We start from the raw sequence: 19,125 nt of genomic DNA, 5'->3' as shown, positions 1-19,125 counted from the left end.
CGTCCATGCTGAATACGCCATCGGTGACGATCAGGGTATTGCCGATGACCTTGCGCAGGCGGTTGGCCAGGCTTACGCCATCGTTGTGCAGGTAACGAGAAAAGCGCGCGCCGCTGAGCAGGCCGGCATCCAGCAGGGAGGCATGGTTGAGGCGATCCTCCAACACGCTATCGCCTTGCCCGACCAACGCGGTGACTGCACCGAGGTTGGCCATATAGCCGGTGGAAAACAGCAGCGCACGCGGCCGCCCGGTGAACTCGGCGAGGGCTTCTTCCAACTGGTGGTGCGGCGTGCTGTGGCCGATCACCAGATGCGATGCACCGCCGCCCACGCCCCATTGTTCCGCACCCGCGCGCCAGGCGTCGATCACCTGCGGATGATTGGCCAGGCCCAGGTAATCGTTGGAACAGAAAGCCAGCAGCTGCCGCCCATCGACCTGCACCAGCGGCCCCTGCGGTGACTCAAGCAAGGGCCGCTGGCGATAGAGATTGGCGGTGCGGCGCTCGGCGAGGCGAGTGGCAAGATCGAAGCTCATGGCTATCTCGGAGGAGGCATTAACGCCCCACTCCGGATATAGGAGAGAGGCGCGCTCAGCAGTCAGACCGCAGCGTTATAGAACAGCTTGGAGTCGCGCTGCTCGACCAGGGCCTGCTCGATAGCGGCCTGATGCACTTCATCTGCGTGCTCTTCGCGTTCTTCCGGCTTGATGCCAAGGCGGGCAAACAACTCCATATCTTTGTTGGCCTGCGGGTTGGCGGTGGTCAGCAGTTTCTCGCCGTAGAAGATCGAGTTGGCGCCGGCGAAGAACGCCAGGGCTTGCATCTGCTCATTCATCGCCTCGCGGCCAGCGGACAGGCGCACATGCGACTGCGGCATCATGATCCGCGCGACGGCGAGCATGCGAATAAAGTCGAACGGATCGACATCCTGCTCATCGGCCAGCGGCGTACCTTTGACCTTGACTAGCATGTTGATCGGCACCGACTCCGGATGCTCCGGCAGGTTGGCCAGCTGAATCAGCAGCCCGGCGCGGTCGTCCAGCGACTCGCCCATGCCGAGAATGCCACCGGAGCAGATCTTCATCCCCGAATCACGCACATAGGCCAGGGTTTCCAAGCGCTCGCCATAGGTGCGGGTGGTGATGATATTGCCGTAGAACTCCGGCGAGGTATCCAGGTTGTGGTTGTAGTAATCCAAGCCGGCAGCGGCCAGGGCCTGGGTCTGTTCTTTATCCAGCTTGCCCAGGGTCATGCAGGTTTCCAGGCCCAGGGCTTTGACGCCCTCGACCATTTTCAGCACGTAGGGCATGTCTTTAGCCGACGGGTGCTTCCACGCCGCGCCCATGCAGAAGCGCGTAGAGCCGATGGCCTTGGCCTCGGCGGCGGCTTCCAGCACCTTCTGCACTTCCAGCAGTTTTTCCTTTTCCAGACCGGTGTTGTAGTGGCCGGACTGCGGGCAGTACTTGCAGTCTTCCGGACAGGCGCCGGTCTTGATCGACAGCAGGGTCGAGACCTGCACGCGGTTCGGGTCAAAATGCGCGCGGTGCACGCTCTGCGCCTGGAACAGCAGGTCGTTGAACGGTTGCTCGAAGAGCGCCTTGACCTCATTCAGAGTCCAGTCGTGACGCAGGTTGGCGGCGGTGGTGGCGCTCATCGGTAATTCCTTATTGTTGGCTGCGCCCTGCTAGATTCAGCGGACGCGACACGGATGTTCGGCATAGTTATGGAAGGCGTATGCGCTGTCAACCCAACTCACAGCACCCGGTTTACAACTGGTTAAAAAGCAAACAATCCTGTTTGCTCTGCGACGAAGCCGCAGACGCCGCACTGGCCATCTGCACCAGCTGCGAAGCCGAACTGCCGTGGCTCGGCGGACATTGCCAGGTCTGCGCCCTGCCACTGCCCAGCCACGGCTTGGTCTGCGGGGCCTGCCTGAAAAAGCCGCCGAGTTTTAGCAAAGTCGAAGTGCCCTGGCGCTACGCCTTCCCCATCGACAGCCTGATTACCCGGTTCAAGCATCAGGCCAAGTGGCCATTGGGACGTCTGCTCGGCGAGCTTTTGTCACAGCATCTGCAACATGCCTTCGATGAAGGGCTGCCGCGCCCCGATCTGCTGCTACCCGTACCGCTGGCGGAAAAACGTCAACGCCAGCGCGGTTTTAACCAGGCCGGTTTGCTCTGTGAATGGCTTAGCCCTCTGCTGCAAGTACCGCAGCAGAAAAACTGGCTACAGCGAATTATCGATACGCCGGCGCAACAGCAACTGGATGCCGCCACGCGCAAACGCAACCTGCGCAAAGCTTTTGCTCTGGCGCCAGGCAGCGCAGTCAGTGGCCTGCATGTGGCGCTGGTCGATGACGTTCTGACCACTGGAGCCACCGCCGAAAGCCTGGCGCGGCTATTAAACAAGGCTGGTGCGGCGCGGATTGACGTGTATTGCCTGGCGCGCACGCCAAAGCCCGGCGATTAACCCGCCTCGTCGCCCGGATAAGCCTTGGCGCAATCCGGGAGCGCTATCCGAAGTGCTATCCCGGATTGCGCTGCGCTTATCCAGGCTACGAACTGGTGATGGGTATCGCTGCGCTCAACACCATCCTACGCAGCGCTCAAACACCGCCCGACCATGCATAAGCGCTACACTCTGCGGCCAATCACCCCGGAGTCGCCCATGTCCCATCCATTTGCCGCACTCACACCCGACCTGGTGCTGGATGCCGTGGAGAGCATCGGCTACCTCAGCGACGCCCGCGTACTGGCGCTGAACAGCTACGAAAACCGCGTCTATCAGGTGGGCATCGAGGACGAAACGCCGCTGATTGCCAAGTTCTATCGCCCGGACCGCTGGACCGATGAAGCGATTCGCGAGGAGCACAGTTTCACCTTCGAGCTGGCCGAGTGCGAGGTGCCGGTGGTGGCGCCACTGGTACGCGATGGCGAAACCCTGTTCAGTTATTCCGGCTTTCGCTTCGCCCTGTTTCCACGGCGTGGCGGCCGCGCGCCGGAGCCTGGCAACCTCGACCAGCTGTATCGCCTCGGCCAACTGCTCGGCCGCCTGCATGCAGTCGGCTCGCTGAAACCCTTCATCCATCGTGAAGCCCTGCAGGTGAGCAACTTCGGCCATGCATCGCTGACCACCCTGCTGGACGGCAACTTTATTCCACGCAGCCTGCTGCCGGCCTACGAGTCCGTAGCGCGGGATCTGCTCAAGCGCCTGGATGTACTGTTCGCCGCCAATCCAGTGCAGGCGATCCGTTTGCACGGCGATTGCCACCCCGGCAACCTGCTGTGCCGCGACGAGACCTTCCACATGGTCGACCTCGACGACTGCCGCATGGGGCCGGCCGTGCAGGATTTATGGATGATGCTCGCCGGCGAACGTCACGAGCGCCTCGGCCAGCTCTCGGAGCTGATGGATGGTTATCAGGAGTTTCACGACTTCAACCCGCGCGAACTGCCGCTGATCGAAGGCCTGCGCGCCCTGCGTCTGATGCATTACAGCGCCTGGCTGGCGCGGCGCTGGGACGACCCGGCCTTCCCCATGAGCTTCCCCTGGTTCGGCAGCGAACGTTACTGGGGCGAGCAGATCCTGATCCTGCGTGAGCAACTGTCGGCGCTGGGTGAAGAACCGCTAAAGCTGTTTTGACACGGCTTGCCTAGCACGGATGTAATCCGCGAATGGCAACCCCGGATTGCATCCGGGCTACAGGGCTGACTTGTAGGGTGCGCCGCGCGCACCAAGAACCCTCGGCCCATGCAGTCCGTAGCCTGGATAAGCGCAGCGCAATCCGGGATAGCACCCCCGGATTGCGCCAAGGCTTATCCGGGCTACAGGGCTGACCACTACAGTTACCCACTCAGCCGTAACATCTTTGTTACAGCCAAGCGCCCTGGAGCGCCGAAGAAAATCCTGCCCATCCAGACAAGCTCGCGCCATGCCGACTAGAATCGCAGGCCTCTAGTTAGCCGCCCAAGCAAGGACCCAGCATGGCCACCGCCAACCCGCGTCGCGGGTATATTCTCGGCCTGACCGCCTACATCATCTGGGGCCTGTTCCCGCTCTATTTCAAAGCGATCCAGAGCGTGCCGGCGCTGGAAATCATCGTCCATCGCGCACTCTGGTCCGCGCTGTTTGGTGCGCTGTTGCTACTGGTGTGGAAGCACCCCGGCTGGCTGCGCGAGCTGCTCAACAATCCCAAACGTTTTGCCGTACTGGCCCTGAGCGGGGTGCTGATCGCCAGCAACTGGCTGGTGTATGTGTGGGCGGTGAATAACGAGCGCATGCTTGAGGCCAGCCTGGGTTACTACATCAATCCGCTAGTCAACGTGCTGCTGGGCATGCTGATTCTCGGCGAGCGTTTGCGCCGCCTGCAATGGCTGGCCGTAGCCCTGGCCGCGCTGGGTGTGTTGCAACAGCTGTGGCAGGTCGGCAGCATTCCCTGGGTATCCCTGGTGCTGGCGCTGACCTTCGGGTTCTACGGGCTGATCCGCAAACAGGCACCGGTGGCTGCACTGCCCGGCCTGGTGGTGGAAACCTGGCTGCTGCTACCGCTGGCACTGGGCTGGTTGCTGATGCACCCCACTGCGATGAGCACTCAGGCTGACTTCTGGAGCACCCCGGAAGCGCTGTGGCTGATTGCCGCTGGGCCCATCACCCTGGTGCCGTTGGTGTGTTTCAACGCCGCAGCCCGTCATTTGCCCTACACCACCCTGGGCTTTCTGCAGTACCTGGCGCCCACCCTGGTGCTGCTGCAGGCGATCTTCCTGTTTGGCGAACACTTCGACCCGAGCAAGCTGCTGGCCTTTATCTGCATCTGGACCGGGCTGGCGATCTACAGCGTGGATGCCTGGTTGAGCTTGCGCAAACGCCAAGCTGATTAAAAAACAGCCAGCCTGCCGTAACGCCCGAGGCCGCTGGCCTGCAGCCAATTGCCCCCGGCTTATCCACAGAAGCATCCCCGGCCTTTGTGCACAACCAGTTGCTAAGTGCTTAAAAAATAAGCACTTAGCAAAAAGCCCCGGGGCACTAAGCAGTGCTCCGGGGCTCCTCATGCTACGCACAGAGTTATCCACATGGATCGTGGATAAAGCCGCCTAGTCTTCAACCTGCAGTTTTAGCTCCACCATCAGATCATCCGCCAGGGTTTCCAGATGGGTCTGCAACTGCTCCAGGCTCAGACTCTGCGGCACGCCCAACACCGCCTGGGCCTGGAACAGCAGTTCGCCACTCATAGGCGCCGGCACCACTTCGGTGTTCAGGCTTTCCAGGTTGACCCCATGGCTGCTGAGCAGGCGGGTGATATCGCGCACGATACCCGGGCGATCATTGCCCACCAGCTCCAGGCGAATGGCCTGCCAAACCGTTACCGGCTCGGTGCCGCCAGCGGCGATCTGCACGCGAATGCCATGGCCCTGCAATTCCTCCAGCGCAGTGACCAGGCCGGCATGCGCATCCAGCGGCACATCAACGCGCAGGATTCCGGCGAACTGCCCAGCCATACGCGACATACGGCTCTCCAGCCAGTTACCGCCGTGCTCGCTGATGCACTGGGCGATGCGCTCGACCAGCCCCGGCTGATCCTGGGCAATAACCGTCAATACCAGATGATCCATAAACAACTCCTTATACGAGGCTTATTTGAGCGCCAGCCAATAGGTATAAAACACCTCATCACGCACATAACCCAGGCGTTCGTAGAGGGCTTGTCCTGGCAGATTGCTCTTTGCCGTCTCCAACTGCAAACCGCATGCGCCAGTAGCTTCGGCATGGGCGCGAGCAGCGTTCATCAACGCCTCACCAACACCCTGGCGGCGCGCCTGCTCGCTGACATACAGGTCACTCAGCAGCCAGGCCGGCTGTAGTGCCAGCGAAGAGAAAAAGGCATAGAGCTGGACGAAGCCCAATGCCACACCTTGCTTATCGCGCGCCAGCAGGATGGTCGAATCACTGTTGCGCAGGCGCGCGGCGAGGAAGTCCCGCACCTGCGGCTGAGGCTTGGCCGCCTCATAGAAGCGCAGATAGGCGCCAAACAGCTCGGCCAGCTCATCCAGATCCACGGCAGTGGCTGCCTGTATATGCATGGTGATCACTCTCCATAAACGGTGGAGCAGCAGTATAGGCAGGCGCGTCTATAGCAGTAGATCGAGAAACACGCGCAATAAACTGTGTACTGTTTTTTAACTTTTATGAAACAATATTCAAAGTTTACCGCGACAATACGCCACACACAGTGACTGCAAAGCACTTCTTGGTCGCAGAGCGACGCGCACCCACTGATTTTCCCCGGATCTTGATGTAGTATGCCGCGCCTCGGACTACATGACGTATTTCCCATGTCCGACGCGGCTATTGAGTAGAGCTGAGCAGAGTGAGGCAAGTGATGACTGAACGCGTTCAAGTAGGCAGCCTGCAGGTTGCCAAAGTGCTGTTCGACTTCGTGAATAACGAAGCCATCCCCGGTACCGGCATTACTGCCGAAACGTTCTGGGCGGGTGCCGAAGCGGTCATCAATGACCTGGCCCCGAAAAATCGTGCGCTGCTCGCCAAACGCGATGCGATTCAGGCGCAGATTGACGGCTGGCATCAAGCCCGCGCTGGCCAAGCGCATGACGCAGCAGCTTATAAAGCCTTCCTTCAGGAAATCGGCTACCTGCTACCAGAGCCAGCTGACTTCCAGGCCACCACCCAGAACGTCGACGAAGAAATCGCCCGTCTGGCAGGCCCGCAGCTGGTAGTGCCGGTTATGAATGCGCGCTTTGCCCTCAACGCCTCCAACGCCCGCTGGGGCTCGCTGTACGATGCCCTGTACGGTACTGACGTGATCAGCGAAGAAGGCGGCGCCGAGAAAGGCCGCGGCTACAACAAGGTTCGCGGCGACAAGGTGATTGCCTTCGCCCGCGCCTTCCTCGACGAAGCCGCGCCGCTGGCTGCTGGCTCCCACGTCGATTCCACCGGTTACCGCATCGAAGCCGGCAAGCTGGTTGTCAGCCTCAAAGGCGGCAGCAACAGCGGCCTGCGTGACGACGCACAACTGGTTGGTTTCCAGGGCGCAAGCGACGCGCCTATCGCCGTACTGCTCAAGCACAACGGCCTGCATTTCGAAATTCAGATCGACGCCAACACCCCGGTCGGCCAGACCGACGCCGCTGGCGTTAAAGACGTGCTGATGGAAGCTGCGCTGACCACCATCATGGACTGCGAAGACTCGGTCGCCGCCGTCGATGCCGACGACAAAGTGGTGATCTACAAGAACTGGCTCGGCCTGATGAAGGGCGACCTGGCGGAAGAAGTGGTCAAAGGCGGCCAGACCTTCACCCGCACCATGAACCCGGATCGCGTCTACACCAAAACCGACGGTAGCGAGCTGACCCTGCACGGTCGCAGCCTGCTGTTCGTGCGTAACGTCGGCCATCTGATGACCAACCCGGCGATCCTCGATGCCCAGGGCAACGAAATCCCGGAAGGCATTCAGGACGCGCTGTTCACCAGCCTGATCGCCATCCACAACCTGAATGGCAACACCAGCCGCAAGAACACTCGCACCGGTTCGGTCTACATTGTTAAACCGAAGATGCACGGCCCAGAAGAAGTAGCTTTTACCACCGAAATTTTCGGTCGCGTTGAAGATGTCCTTGGCCTGGCTCGCAACACGCTGAAAGTCGGCATCATGGACGAAGAGCGCCGCACCACCGTCAACCTGAAAGCCTGTATCAAGGCCGCCAGCGAGCGCGTGGTGTTTATCAACACCGGCTTCCTCGACCGCACCGGTGACGAAATCCACACCTCCATGGAAGCTGGCGCCGTGGTACGTAAAGCCGCCATGAAGTCCGAGAAGTGGATCAGCGCCTACGAGAACTGGAACGTCGACATCGGCCTGGCCACCGGCCTGCAAGGTCGCGCGCAGATCGGTAAAGGCATGTGGGCCATGCCCGACCTGATGGCTGGTATGTTGGAGCAGAAGATCGCTCACCCGCTGGCCGGTGCCAACACCGCCTGGGTGCCGTCGCCGACCGCCGCTGCGCTGCACGCGCTGCATTACCACAAGGTCGACGTGTTCGCCCGTCAGGCCGAACTGGCCCAACGCGCCCGCGCGTCCATCGACGACATCCTGAGCATTCCGCTGGCCAAGGACACCAACTGGTCGGCTGACGAGATCCAGAACGAACTGGACAACAACTCGCAGGGCATCCTCGGTTATGTCGTGCGCTGGATCGACCAGGGCGTCGGCTGCTCCAAGGTGCCGGATATCAATGACGTCGGCCTGATGGAAGACCGCGCTACCCTGCGCATCTCCAGCCAGCTGCTGGCCAACTGGCTGCGTCATGGCATCGCCACTGAAGAGCAGATCGTTGCCAGCCTCAAGCGCATGGCTCCGGTGGTTGACCGTCAGAACGCGGCTGACCCGCTGTACCGTCCGCTGGCACCGAACTTCGACAGCAACATCGCCTTCCAGGCTGCCCTGGAGCTGGTAGTCGAAGGCGCCAAGCAGCCGAACGGCTACACCGAGCCAGTCCTGCACCGCCGCCGCCGCGAGTTCAAAGCCGCCAACGGCCTGTAACCCGCAGCTGTAGCCACATAAAAACCGCCCTTCGGGGCGGTTTTTTATTGCGCACAAGTACCCAACAACTGGCCACTCCAGGCGGAGCCTGCCGTCTAGACTTACGTCCAATGGCTCGTGCGACAGCAAAGGCCGATCATGCCTATATAGCCAACCCCCGAGGCCGCCCATGAGCAGCGCAGACGCAATCGCCCAGGCAGGCAAGACGGCTGTGCTGCAGAACATCCATGGCACCATGGCCTTTTTGCAGAAATTCCCGCCGTTCAACCAGATGGATGCCGCCCACTTGGCGTATCTGGTGGAGAACTGTCAGCTGCGGTTTTATGGCGAAGGTGAAACCATCATCAAGCCGACTGACGGCCCGGTTGAGTACTTCTTTATCGTTAAACAGGGCCGCGTGCACGGCGAGCGCCCTCACTCGGCAAGGCGCGGCACAGAAACCACCTTCGAGATCACCACTGGCGAATGCTTCCCGCTGGCCGCGTTGATTGGCGAGCGCGCCACCCGCACCGAACACCTGGCCGCCGAAGACACCTTCTGCCTGCTGCTGAACAAGCCGGCCTTTATCAAACTGTTCTCGCTGTCCAACCCGCTGCGCGACTTTGCTCTGCGCGGGGTCAGCAGCCTGCTCGATCAGGTCAACCAGCAGGTGCAGATGCGCGCGGTGGAAACCCTCGGCGCGCAATATTCCCTCGACACCCGCCTCGGCCAACTGGCCATGCGCACCCCGATCAGCTGCGCCCCTGACATGCCGCTGCGCGATGCGGTCAAACTGATGCACGAGCAGCAGGTCGGCAGCATCGTGATTGTCGACCCGGCGCAGAAACCGCTGGGCATTTTCACCCTGCGTGACCTGCGCCGCGTGGTGGCCGATGGCGTCGACCTGACCCAGCCCATCGACCGCCTGATGACCCAATCACCCTTCCATCTGCCACCGGATGCCAGCGCCTTCGATGCAGCGATGGCCATGACCGAGCGGCATATCGCTCACGTCTGCCTGGTCGAACAGGGCCGGCTGTGCGGGGTGATTTCCGAGCGTGATCTGTTCAGCCTGCAGCGGGTCGATCTGGTGCACCTGGCGCGCACCATTCGCCACGCCGGTCGGGTGGAAACCCTGGCGGCGCTGCGCAGCGATGTGCGCCAGCTAGTCGACAGCATGCTCGCCCACGGTGCCAGCTCGACGCAGATCACCCAGCTGATCACCCTGCTCAACGACCACACCGTCTGCCGGGTGATCGAACTGACCCTGGAAGACCTCGGTGACCCTGGCGTGCCATTCACCTGGCTGGTGTTCGGCAGCGAGGGCCGTAGCGAGCAAACCCTGTACACCGACCAGGACAACGGCATCCTCTTCGAGGCCGCTGACGCCACCGAGGCCGCCGCCATTCGCGGCCGCCTGCTGCCGCTGGCGCATGAGATCAACCTACGCCTGGCGCAGTGCGACTTTACCCTGTGCAAGGGCAATATCATGGCCGGCAACCCCGAGCTGTGCCTGTCGCGCCAGGAGTGGTCGCGGCGCTTCAGCAGCTTTGTCCAGGAAGCCACCCCGGAGAATCTGCTGGCGTCGAGCATCTACTTCGATCTGCGTGCGGTATGGGGCGAGATCGAGGGCTGCGAGCAGCTGCGCCAGGGTCTGCTGCAGCAGGTCGCCGGCAATAGCCTGTTCCAGCGCATGCTGGCCGAGAACGCCCTGCGCCAGCGCCCGCCAGTTGGGGTGTTTCGCGATTTTGTAGTGGCGCGCAAAGGTGCCGAGAAAGACACCCTGGACCTCAAGGTGCAAGGCCTCACGCCCTTTGTCGACGGCGCCCGCCTGCTCGCTCTGGCCCATGGCGTGGACGTCTGCAACACCCTGGAGCGCCTGCGCGCGCTGACCCAGCAAGGGGTGATCGAAACCCAGGATGGCGCGGCCTATGAAGAGGCCTACCACTACATCCAGCAGGCGCGTATGCAACAGCACCAGTTGCAGGCACGCAGCGGCCTGCCCTACTCCAACCGGGTCGACCCCGATAATCTCAATCACCTCGACCGACGCATCCTGCGCGAGTCCTTCCGCCAGGCGCAGCGGCTGCAGAGCAGCCTGGCTGTGAGGTATCAACTATGAGCAAGTTCACCTGGTTTAGCGGGCGCGGCCCGGCGCTGACCCAACTGCAACTGCAGCGGCGCGGCAAGCTGGCCGAGCCCTGCGCACTCGATGAGCGTTCACTGCACCAGCAGCGCTTCGTCATCCTCGATCTGGAAACCAGCGGGCTGAATATGCGCCGCGATCAGGTGCTGTCGATCGGCGCGGTGGTGATCGACAACGGCGCCATCGACCTGAGCCAGCAGTTTGAATGCACCCTGCAGCGCCTGGATCATCAGGCCAGCGCCAGCACCCTGATCCACGGCATCGCGCCCAGCGAGATCGCCAATGGCGAGGAGCCGGCCGAAGCGCTGCTGGGCTTTATGGAGTTTGTCGGTGACAGCCCGCTGCTGGCGTTCCACGCCGAGTTCGACCAGCGCATGCTCGCCCGCGCGCTCAAGCAGAGCCTGGGCTATCGCTTGCGCCATGCCTTCTTCGATGTCGCCGAGATCGCCCCGCTGGTCTGCCCCAAAGCCAATCTGCCCCACGCCGGGCTGGACGACTGGACGCAGCATTTCGGCCTGCAAGTGCAGCAGCGTCACCACGCCAGCGCCGACGCCTTAGTGACTGCCGAGCTGGCGCTGATTCTGTTCAGCAAGGCGCGCCAGCAGCAGCTCGATAACCTGCCGGCACTGCTGCAGCAACTCAACAGCCGCCGTCGTCAGCGCGCGCATTCGATGTAAGGGCAGCACCCCGTAGGAGCGGGGGGGGGACGCCTAGTGCCATGCCCGCGAATCGCACGCATGGCGTGCGCCTACAGATTTCTCATCAACAAGCCATATTCCAGCTGCACCTCAGGCGGCACCGGCAGGTACAGCACATGGCCGTCGCCGGGCGCTACTGCCACGGCCTGGCCCTGGCGGTTTTCCAGCTGCTGCAGGCTAAAGCGCAGATTGCCCTGGGGCGTCATCAGCTCCAGGCCATCGCCGACGGCAAAGCGGTTTTTCACCCGTACCTCGGCCAGCTCACCACGGCGTTCGCCGGTCAGCTCACCAACAAACTGCTGCTGTTCGGAGACCGAGCTGCCGCGCTCGTAGTTCTGATATTCATCGTGCACATGGCGGCGCAAAAAGCCCTCGGTGTAGCCGCGATGAGCGAGGGACTCCAGGGTATTCATCAGGGATTTGTCGAAAGGTTTGCCGGCCACTGCATCATCAATGGCCTTGCGATACACCTGAGCAGTGCGCGCCACGTAGTAGTGGGATTTGGTGCGGCCCTCGATCTTCAGCGAATGCACGCCCATCTGCACCAGGCGCTCGACATGCTGCACCGCGCGCAAGTCCTTGGAGTTCATGATGTAGGTGCCGTGCTCATCCTCAAAGGCGGCCATCTGCTCGCCTGGGCGGCTGGAGTCTTCCAGCAGAAACAGCTGCTCGGTGGGGGCGCCGACGCCTAAGGTCGGTTCGACCAGCTGCACCACCTCGCCCAGCTCGTTCTCGCCGGCCTGCTCAGCTTTATATTGCCAGCGGCAGGCATTGGTGCAGCTGCCCTGGTTGGGATCGCGCTTGTTGATATAGCCCGACAGCAGGCAGCGCCCGGAGTAGGCCATGCACAGCGCGCCATGGACAAACACCTCCAGCTGCATGCCCGGCACTTCGCTGCGGATCTCGGCAATCTCCTCCAGTGACAGCTCGCGCGACAGAATCACCCGGTTCAAGCCCTGCTGCTTCCAGAACTGCACACTGGCCCAGTTCACCGCATTGGCCTGCACCGACAAGTGAATCGGCATCTGCGGAAAGTGCTCGCGCACCAGCATGATCAAACCGGGGTCGGACATGATCAGCGCATCCGGGCCCATCAGCACCACCGGCAGCAAATCGCGCAGAAAGGTCTTCAGCTTGGCGTTATGCGGCGCGATATTGACCACCACATAGAACTGCTTGCCCTGGATATGCGCCTCACGAATACCCGCCTCAAGGTTGTCGTGGTCGAACTCGTTGTTGCGCACCCTCAGGCTATAGCGCGGCTGCCCGGCGTACACCGCATCCGCGCCATAGGCGAAGGCGTAACGCATATTTTTCAGGGTGCCGGCTGGCGAGAGCAGCTCGGGGTAATTCGCAGTCGATGCCATGGGTCAAGCGCTCAGCCAACAGGGCCGGTCACTCTAGCGCGCCAGTGGTCAGCGGCTATTGATCTGCATCTATGACACGGCGCAGGCAGGACGCGGCGCAACCACCCATCGCGGCAGCCCAACGGCTGATTGCAGCGTAGGGCGCGGCCCTGTCATCATATGCGAATAATTCTCGATTTGTTTCCCATCTCCTGTTGCGAGGTCCGCGTGTCGGCCGGCGATTCCACCCACCAGCAACGTGTTGGCCTGTTCTATCGCGATCACCGCGATTGGCTGCTCGGCTGGCTGCGCAAAAGCCTGTACAGCCCGGAACGCGCCGAAGACCTCAGCCAGGACACCTTTGTCCGCCTGCTCGGGCGCAGTGATCTGGACCAGGCCCGCGAGCCGCGCGCGCTGCTGACCACCATCGCCAAGGGCCTGCTGATCGACCACTTCCGCCGCAGCGCGCTGGAACGTGCCTACCTCGAAGAACTCGGCCAGCAACCACAGGACGTGCAACCCAGCGCCGAAGAACAGGCACTGGCCCTGGACGCGCTGCGCGAGATCGACCGCCTGCTCGGCCAGCTGTCGAGCAACGCCCGCGCGGCCTTTCTACATAACCGTCTGGACGGCATGGGCCACGCGGAAATCGCCGAGCGCCTGGGTGTGTCAGTATCCCGCGTGCGTCAGTACCTGGCCCAGGGCCTGCGTCAGTGCTACATCGCCCTTTACGGAGCACCGCAATGAGCGCGGTATCGGCGCAGGTGCTGGATGCCGCCATCGAATGGCAACTGTGCCTCGACTCCGGCACGGTCAGCGCCGAACAGCAGCACGCGTTCACCGCATGGTTGGCGGCGCACCCCGAACATGCACGGGTCTGGCAGCAACTCAATGGCCTGGATATCCGCCTGGCTTCGGCCGCCGCCGTACCCGCGCGCCACGCCTTGCTGCACAGCGCGCGCAGCAAAAACCTGCGCCGTATGGGCAGTACGGCACTCGGCCTGCTGCTGAGCAGCGCGCTGGCGCTCGGCCTCTTGGCGCAACAGCGCCCGCTCGGCGATTACCTGGCCGACGAACACACCGGCCGGGGCGAACAGCGCGAGCTGCTGCTCAGCGACCACAGCCTGGTGCGCCTGAACAGCGCCAGCGCCGTGGATATCGAATTCAGCCAAACACAACGAGCGGTGCGCCTGCGCAGCGGTGAAATCCTGGTGCAGACCGCTCACGGCGATACGCGGCCCTTTGTGGTGTTCACCGAACACGGCAGCCTGCGCGCCCTCGGCACGCGCTTTCTGGTACGCCGCGAAGGCACCAGCACGCGCCTCACCGTGCTGCAGTCGGCCGTCGCCGCACACCCGGCCGAAGGCAGCAGCGAACGGATTATCCACAGCGGCGAACAAGTGCTGATGCAGCGCCAGCGCCTTGGCAGCGTGCTGCCTGCGCCACTCAGCGCGGCGGCCTGGAGCCACGGCATGCTGGTAGCCGACAACCTGCGCCTGGCCGACCTGCTCGACGCCCTGGGCGAATACCGCAGCGGTTACCTGGGCCTCGACCCAAGCCTGGCTGACCTGCGCATCAGCGGCAGCTTCCCCCTGCACGACAGCGACAAGGCCCTGGCTGCGCTACCGCCGAGTTTGCCGGTGAAAATCGAACGCTTTGGCAACTGGTGGGCCAAGGTTGTACCTGCTGCGCAGTAAGCGGCCGCCTAAAAACCAGGCGGACAGGGGCGGACGTGGGAGGGGCTTTAGCCGCGACATTGCAGTGTCGCGGCTATAGCCCCTCCCACAAAGAACCGGCGTCCGGTTAGGGGTCGACAACAGCGCCTTTGGATCTCGCTAAAAAATAATTTCAGCCGACCCTGTCACTTTTCCATTCTGCTTCGGCAACAGGTTATTGAGATGCATTCCCGCTTAGGAGAGTTTCGTAATGACCCGCGCCCTGCCCCTGTTTCGCCCCGGCCTGCTTGCCGCTGCCATCAGCCTCGCCAGCGTCTGCGCTCCCGCCCTGGCGGACAGCTACCAGCTGCCAGCCGCGCCCCTGGCCAGCACCCTGACGCAGATCGCCAGCCAGGCCGGTATTGTCCTGAGCATCGACCCCGCGCTGACCGCCAACAAGCAATCGGCCCCGGTTGCCGGCGACTACAACGCCCTCGGCGCCCTGCACCAGGCGCTGCAAGGCAGCGGCCTGCAACTGCAACAGAACAGTGCCGGCAGTTATAGCCTGGTGCCTGTGCCGCAAGCCGCTGTGGCCTTGCCGGACGTTACGGTGACCGCTGCGCAGAATGTGGAAAGCGCCTGGGGCCCTGCGCCTGGATACCTGGCCTCACGCACAGCGGCTGGCAGCAAGACCGACACACCACTGCTGGAAGCACCGCGCTCGATCTCGGTGACCACCCGCGAGCAGATGCAGGATCGCCAGGTGCAGAACCTCGATGATGCCGTGCGCTATATGCCTGGCGTGGTGGCCAGCAGCTACGGCAGCGACAGCCGCGCCGACTGGATGAAGATTCGCGGTTTCGAGCCGATCCAGATGCTCGACGGTCTGCCGCTGCCCAAGGGCAGCTACACCATGGCCAAGCTGGAAACCTGGAACCTGGAACGCGTCGCCGTACTGCGCGGCCCGGCCTCTTCGGTCTACGGTCAAACGCCCCCAGGCGGTCTGGTGGACGCCGTCAGCCTGCGCCCTCAGGACGAGAGCAGCCATGAGGTGCAGCTGCAGGTTGGCAACTACCAACACAAACAGATCAGCTTCGACAGCACCGGCAAGATCGACGATGACGGTCGCTTCCTCTACCGTCTCAGCGGCACCGGCCGTGACAGTGGCACCGTTATCGAGCATATGGACGACCAGCGCTTCAACCTCGCGCCCAGCCTGACGTGGAACATTGCCGACGACAGCAAACTGACCTTCCTCGGCCAGTTCAACCGTGACGATACCGGCGGCACCAGCCAGTTCCTGCCCCTGCAAGGCACCAGGCTGAGCACCCCAGCCGGCAAGGTCGACTACAACAAGAACCTTGGCGACCCTGACTGGGAGTTCTACGACAAGACGTTCTACGCCCTAGGCTACGCCTTCGAGCACCGTATCAACGACATCTGGCAGCTCAATCAGAACCTGCGCTATAGCAAGCTCGAACTGGATAACCAGATCATCACCGCTGGCGGCTGGGCCACTGCGGTGGCCGATGACGGCACAGTGGCGCGCGGTGCCAACGTGTACGACGAAAACATCAGCCACTTCGCCGTGGACAACAACGTCCAGGCCGATTTCAACACGGGCGCAATCGGGCACACGCTGTTGCTCGGCGTGGACTATCTGCGCGTCGACACCGATTACCGCTGGCTGTACGGCACGGCTCCCAGCAGCAACATCATTCGCCCGATTTACGGACAGGACTTCAGCGGTGTCACCTACACGGCTTTTCAGAACTACAACCAGAAGCGCACAAGCACCGGCCTCTATCTGCAGGATCAGATGGCACTCGACGCCTGGCGCCTGACCCTCGGCGGCCGCTGGGACAAACTGGATACCGACTCGGTGTTCTACAACGCCAACGATGCCAAGGACAGTCGTCGCGACAGCCAATTCAGCGGCAACGCAGCGCTGAGCTACGTGTTCGACTCCGGCTTCACCCCTTACATTTCTTACGCCGAATCCTTCCAGGCGGAAGCGGGTGGCAGTGAGGGCAAAGCATTCCAGCCGAGCACAGGCAAACAGTATGAACTGGGGATCAAGTATCAGCCGCCTGGCAGCGACATGCTGTTCACCGCTGCGGCGTATGACCTGAAACGGCAGAACATCGTCAGCACCAACACCCTGGGAGCCACCCAGCCCCTGGAGGAAGTGCAAGTCCGTGGTTTCGAGCTGGAAGCGATCGGCAACGTGACCGCGAATTTCAAGCTGACCGCCTCTTACACCTACGCCAACAGCAAGATGACCAACGTCGGTGATCCTCGCGACAAGAACCGCGCGCTACCGCTGACCCCAGAGCATCAGGCCGCCTTGTGGGCTGACTACGACTGGTCGGTGGGTCCACTGGCTGGCGTCGGCATCGGTTTCGGTGCTCGTTATGTTGGTGCCACCGACAATATTTCTGTCGGCAGCATCGGCTTCGTGCGCGACACAGCGGATGGCCATTCCAACGCCTACACCGTCTACGACGCCGCTGTGCGTTATGACCTCGGCCATCTCGACAGCAGCCTGTACGGCGCCAGCGTGGCGCTCAACGCCAACAACCTGTTCGACAAGGAATACCTGGCCACCTGCGACGGCTTCTACTGCTATGCCGGCGATCCACGCCGCGTGACCGCCAGCCTCAACTACGCCTGGTAAGCACCCACGCAGCAACCCTACGCCGCCATACCGGGCGGCGCAGGCATTTCTGGATATGCCGATGAAAGCCACCACCATCCGCCGCTGGTCCCAGGTGCACACCTGGACCAGCCTGATCTGCACCCTGTTTCTGCTGATGCTGGCGCTAACCGGGTTGCCGCTGATCTTCCACCACGAGCTGGAGCACCTGCTCGGTGAAGCGCCCGAGCTGCGTGAAATGCCGGCGGACGCGCCGCACCTGAGCCTGCAGCAACTGGTCAACGCAGCCGAGCGGCACCGGCCGGGCGAAGTGGTGCAGTACTTCGGTTTCGAGGACGACGAGCCCAACGGCGTGGTGGCGATTACCGCCGCCACCGCCGGCACCGAGCCGAACGCCTCGCACACCTTTATGCTCGATGCGCGCAGCGGCGAGGCGCTGGAGATGCCGGCGGCCAATGGCGGCATCCTGATGGTCATCCTGCGCTTGCATGTGGACATGTTCGCCGGCCTGCCCGGCAAGCTGCTGCTGGCGTTAATGGGCCTGCTGTTTGTGGTGGCGATCATCTCCGGCGTGGTGCTTTATGCGCCGTTTATGCGTCGGCTGAAATTCGCCGAAGTGCGCCGGGAGAAAGCCACCCGCACGCGCTGGCTCGACCTGCACAACCTGATCGGTATCGTCACCCTGACCTGGGCGCTGGTGGTGGGCGTGACCGGGGTAATCAGCGCCTGCGCCGATCTGCTGATCAGCGCCTGGCGCAGCGAGTCCCTGGCAGCGATGGTCGAGCCGTACCGCGCGGCCCCGCCGCTGACCCAGCGCGCGCCGGTCAACCAGGTGCTGACTATCGCGGCGCAGGCCACGCCGGGTATGCAGCCGGACTTTATCGCCTTCCCCGGCACGCGCTTTTCCAGCGAGCACCACTACAGCGTGTTTATGAAGGGCAATACGCACCTCACTGCGCACCTGTGGACGCCGGTGCTGATCGATGCGCGCAGCCTGGACGTCACCGCCATCGGCCAACGGCCCTGGTACATGGATGCCCTGTCGATGTCGCAACCGCTGCATTTTGGTGACTACGGCGGCATGCCGATGAAAGTGCTCTGGGCGGTGCTGGATGTGCTGACCATCGTTGTGCTCGGCAGCGGCCTGTACCTCTGGTGGATACGCCGGCGCACCCCAGCGACACAACGTGAGCGCACGGAGACAACAGCATGAACTGGCGCCAATCGACCTTCGCCTTACCGCTGCTGATCGGCCTGCTCAGCGCCATCGGCCTGATCAGTGCGCTACTGGGTGATGGCGGCTGGGATGCCGTGGCCTGGCTTGGCCTCGGGCTACCGGCCGTACTTGGCTGCTGGCCGTTGCTGCAGCGCAGCCAAACCCGGCGCCCGTAAACCCGCAAAGGGATCAGGGCGAGCCGGTCGGTAACCTGCATGTATTAGCGAGGGGAATCGGTGTAGGTGCTGCGGCCTACTACTGGCAAACCTGCCGGTAGAGCGCATCCTCTTTAGCTACGACTTTTAACTGATCCAGCAGCGGCTTTTTGCCTGCGTCCAAAGGCAGCAACTCTGCCGTGGTGCAGTTGAGCAGATGCGCCTGATGGCTGACGTGGTCGACGTGCTGCTTTTCAAAGCGGTAGAGATTAAAGGCGCTGATCACGCCCGCCTCTGTCTCCTGACGCTGCAGGCTTTTACTGTCGAGCACGGTGAAGGCCTTGGTCATTGGCCAGTAAAACGTCCAGGGCCGCCAGAACACCTCGCCGGTTTCACTGGCTACCAGTACGGACTCAGCCGGCTGACGCTGCAGCTGGTGGTCAAACCAAGAGTACTCGTAATAAATCTGGTAGCTCAGCATGCCCAAACCGCCAAACGCCGGAATGATCCACTTGGGCAGGCGGTTGCGCGTCAGTTTGCGCAGCAGCATGGCAATACCAGCAGCCCCCAGCCCCGATACCACGATGGCAAGTATTGTCCACAGCATTGACTGACTCCCGAAAATAAAAAACTGCCTGGCGCAGTTTTAACGCTGCGCAGCGACGGCCCGAAGGGTGGCGCTATCGATGACTGGAAATAAAACGGGCCTCTCAAGGAGGCC

The 19,125-nt window shown here is 62.4% G+C and carries 17 protein-coding genes; 11 read left to right on the top strand and 6 right to left on the bottom strand.

Annotation, left to right across the window (positions count from 1 at the left end):
• Positions 1–535, bottom strand: a 535-nt coding sequence (locus tag Q8M42_RS06945) for an aminotransferase class I/II-fold pyridoxal phosphate-dependent enzyme (protein ID WP_305283827.1), incomplete at its 3' end; no start/stop codon positions are given.
• A 62-nt stretch (positions 536–597) separates the two neighbouring features.
• On the bottom strand, positions 598–1,653 hold the full coding sequence (gene bioB / locus Q8M42_RS06940; RefSeq protein WP_304871157.1) for a biotin synthase BioB: 1,056 nt from the start codon (positions 1,651–1,653) through the stop codon (positions 598–600).
• An 80-nt stretch (positions 1,654–1,733) separates the two neighbouring features.
• Between bioB and Q8M42_RS06935 the strand changes: the two genes are divergently transcribed.
• From Q8M42_RS06935 to rarD, 3 genes are all read left to right on the top strand, one after another.
• The gene (locus tag Q8M42_RS06935) at positions 1,734–2,468 is read left to right on the top strand and encodes a ComF family protein (protein ID WP_304871159.1); all 735 of its coding nucleotides are present in this window, start codon (positions 1,734–1,736) and stop codon (positions 2,466–2,468) included.
• Between the two features lie 198 nt (positions 2,469–2,666).
• Positions 2,667–3,641: a serine/threonine protein kinase gene (locus tag Q8M42_RS06930; RefSeq protein ID WP_304871161.1), complete on the top strand. Its 975-nt coding sequence runs from the start codon at positions 2,667–2,669 to the stop codon at positions 3,639–3,641.
• 341 nt (positions 3,642–3,982) lie between these two features.
• Positions 3,983–4,876: an EamA family transporter RarD gene (gene rarD, locus Q8M42_RS06925; RefSeq protein WP_304871163.1), complete on the top strand. Its 894-nt coding sequence runs from the start codon at positions 3,983–3,985 to the stop codon at positions 4,874–4,876.
• A gap of 213 nt (positions 4,877–5,089) precedes the next feature.
• On the opposite strand, the gene Q8M42_RS06920 is transcribed toward rarD, so the two are convergent.
• Positions 5,090–5,608 carry a glycine cleavage system protein R gene (locus Q8M42_RS06920; protein ID WP_304871165.1) on the bottom strand — a complete coding sequence of 173 codons (519 nt, stop codon included), beginning with the start codon at positions 5,606–5,608 and terminating at the stop codon, positions 5,090–5,092.
• A 21-nt stretch (positions 5,609–5,629) separates the two neighbouring features.
• Complete coding sequence (locus Q8M42_RS06915; protein ID WP_304871167.1) at positions 5,630–6,076, bottom strand: GNAT family N-acetyltransferase; 447 nt, start codon at positions 6,074–6,076, stop codon at positions 5,630–5,632.
• 299 nt (positions 6,077–6,375) lie between these two features.
• Here Q8M42_RS06915 and Q8M42_RS06910 point away from each other — a divergent pair, with 299 nt between their 5' ends.
• The 3 genes from Q8M42_RS06910 (at position 6,376) to Q8M42_RS06900 (ending at position 11,355) form a co-directional block, all read left to right on the top strand.
• Positions 6,376–8,553 (top strand): malate synthase G, encoded by a 2,178-nt coding sequence (locus tag Q8M42_RS06910; protein ID WP_305283821.1) that lies wholly within the window; start codon positions 6,376–6,378, stop codon positions 8,551–8,553.
• A gap of 169 nt (positions 8,554–8,722) precedes the next feature.
• Positions 8,723–10,654, top strand: coding sequence for a putative nucleotidyltransferase substrate binding domain-containing protein (locus Q8M42_RS06905; RefSeq protein ID WP_304871170.1), 1,932 nt, complete (start codon positions 8,723–8,725; stop codon positions 10,652–10,654).
• Positions 10,651–11,355, top strand: a complete 705-nt coding sequence (locus tag Q8M42_RS06900) for a PolC-type DNA polymerase III (RefSeq protein WP_304871172.1) — start codon at positions 10,651–10,653, stop codon at positions 11,353–11,355. Before Q8M42_RS06905 ends, Q8M42_RS06900 begins: the two co-directional genes overlap by 4 nt.
• 71 nt (positions 11,356–11,426) lie before the next feature.
• Here the strand turns inward: Q8M42_RS06900 and yegQ are convergent, their stop codons facing one another.
• Complete coding sequence (gene yegQ / locus Q8M42_RS06895; protein WP_304871174.1) at positions 11,427–12,743, bottom strand: tRNA 5-hydroxyuridine modification protein YegQ; 1,317 nt, start codon at positions 12,741–12,743, stop codon at positions 11,427–11,429.
• 207 nt (positions 12,744–12,950) lie between these two features.
• Here yegQ and Q8M42_RS06890 point away from each other — a divergent pair, with 207 nt between their 5' ends.
• The 5 genes from Q8M42_RS06890 to Q8M42_RS06870 all read left to right on the top strand — a co-directional run bounded on the left by Q8M42_RS06890 (position 12,951) and on the right by Q8M42_RS06870 (position 18,425).
• Complete coding sequence (locus Q8M42_RS06890) at positions 12,951–13,469, top strand: RNA polymerase sigma factor (protein ID WP_304871175.1); 519 nt, start codon at positions 12,951–12,953, stop codon at positions 13,467–13,469.
• Positions 13,466–14,419, top strand: a complete 954-nt coding sequence (locus Q8M42_RS06885) for a FecR domain-containing protein (protein ID WP_304871176.1) — start codon at positions 13,466–13,468, stop codon at positions 14,417–14,419. Before Q8M42_RS06890 ends, Q8M42_RS06885 begins: the two co-directional genes overlap by 4 nt.
• Before the next feature lie 229 nt (positions 14,420–14,648).
• Positions 14,649–17,054 (top strand): TonB-dependent siderophore receptor, encoded by a 2,406-nt coding sequence (locus tag Q8M42_RS06880; RefSeq protein ID WP_304871178.1) that lies wholly within the window; start codon positions 14,649–14,651, stop codon positions 17,052–17,054.
• Positions 17,055–17,115: 61 nt separating this feature from the next.
• A complete protein-coding gene (locus Q8M42_RS06875) occupies positions 17,116–18,246 on the top strand; it encodes a PepSY domain-containing protein (RefSeq protein WP_304871181.1) in 1,131 nt (376 codons plus the stop codon).
• A complete protein-coding gene (locus Q8M42_RS06870; RefSeq protein ID WP_304871183.1) occupies positions 18,243–18,425 on the top strand; it encodes a hypothetical protein in 183 nt (60 codons plus the stop codon). The genes Q8M42_RS06875 and Q8M42_RS06870 overlap by 4 nt, the downstream gene beginning before the upstream one ends.
• Positions 18,426–18,504: 79 nt before the next feature.
• Here Q8M42_RS06870 and Q8M42_RS06865 read toward each other — a convergent pair whose 3' ends face one another.
• Positions 18,505–19,011 carry a hypothetical protein gene (locus Q8M42_RS06865; protein ID WP_304871185.1) on the bottom strand — a complete coding sequence of 169 codons (507 nt, stop codon included), beginning with the start codon at positions 19,009–19,011 and terminating at the stop codon, positions 18,505–18,507.
• Positions 19,012–19,125 lie beyond the last annotated feature (114 nt).

Source organism: Pseudomonas sp., from assembly GCF_030684895.1.
GTDB lineage: Bacteria > Pseudomonadota > Gammaproteobacteria > Pseudomonadales > Pseudomonadaceae > Aquipseudomonas.
Note: the sequence above shows the minus strand (reverse complement) of the source record. Positions and strands in the feature narration are given on the sequence as shown.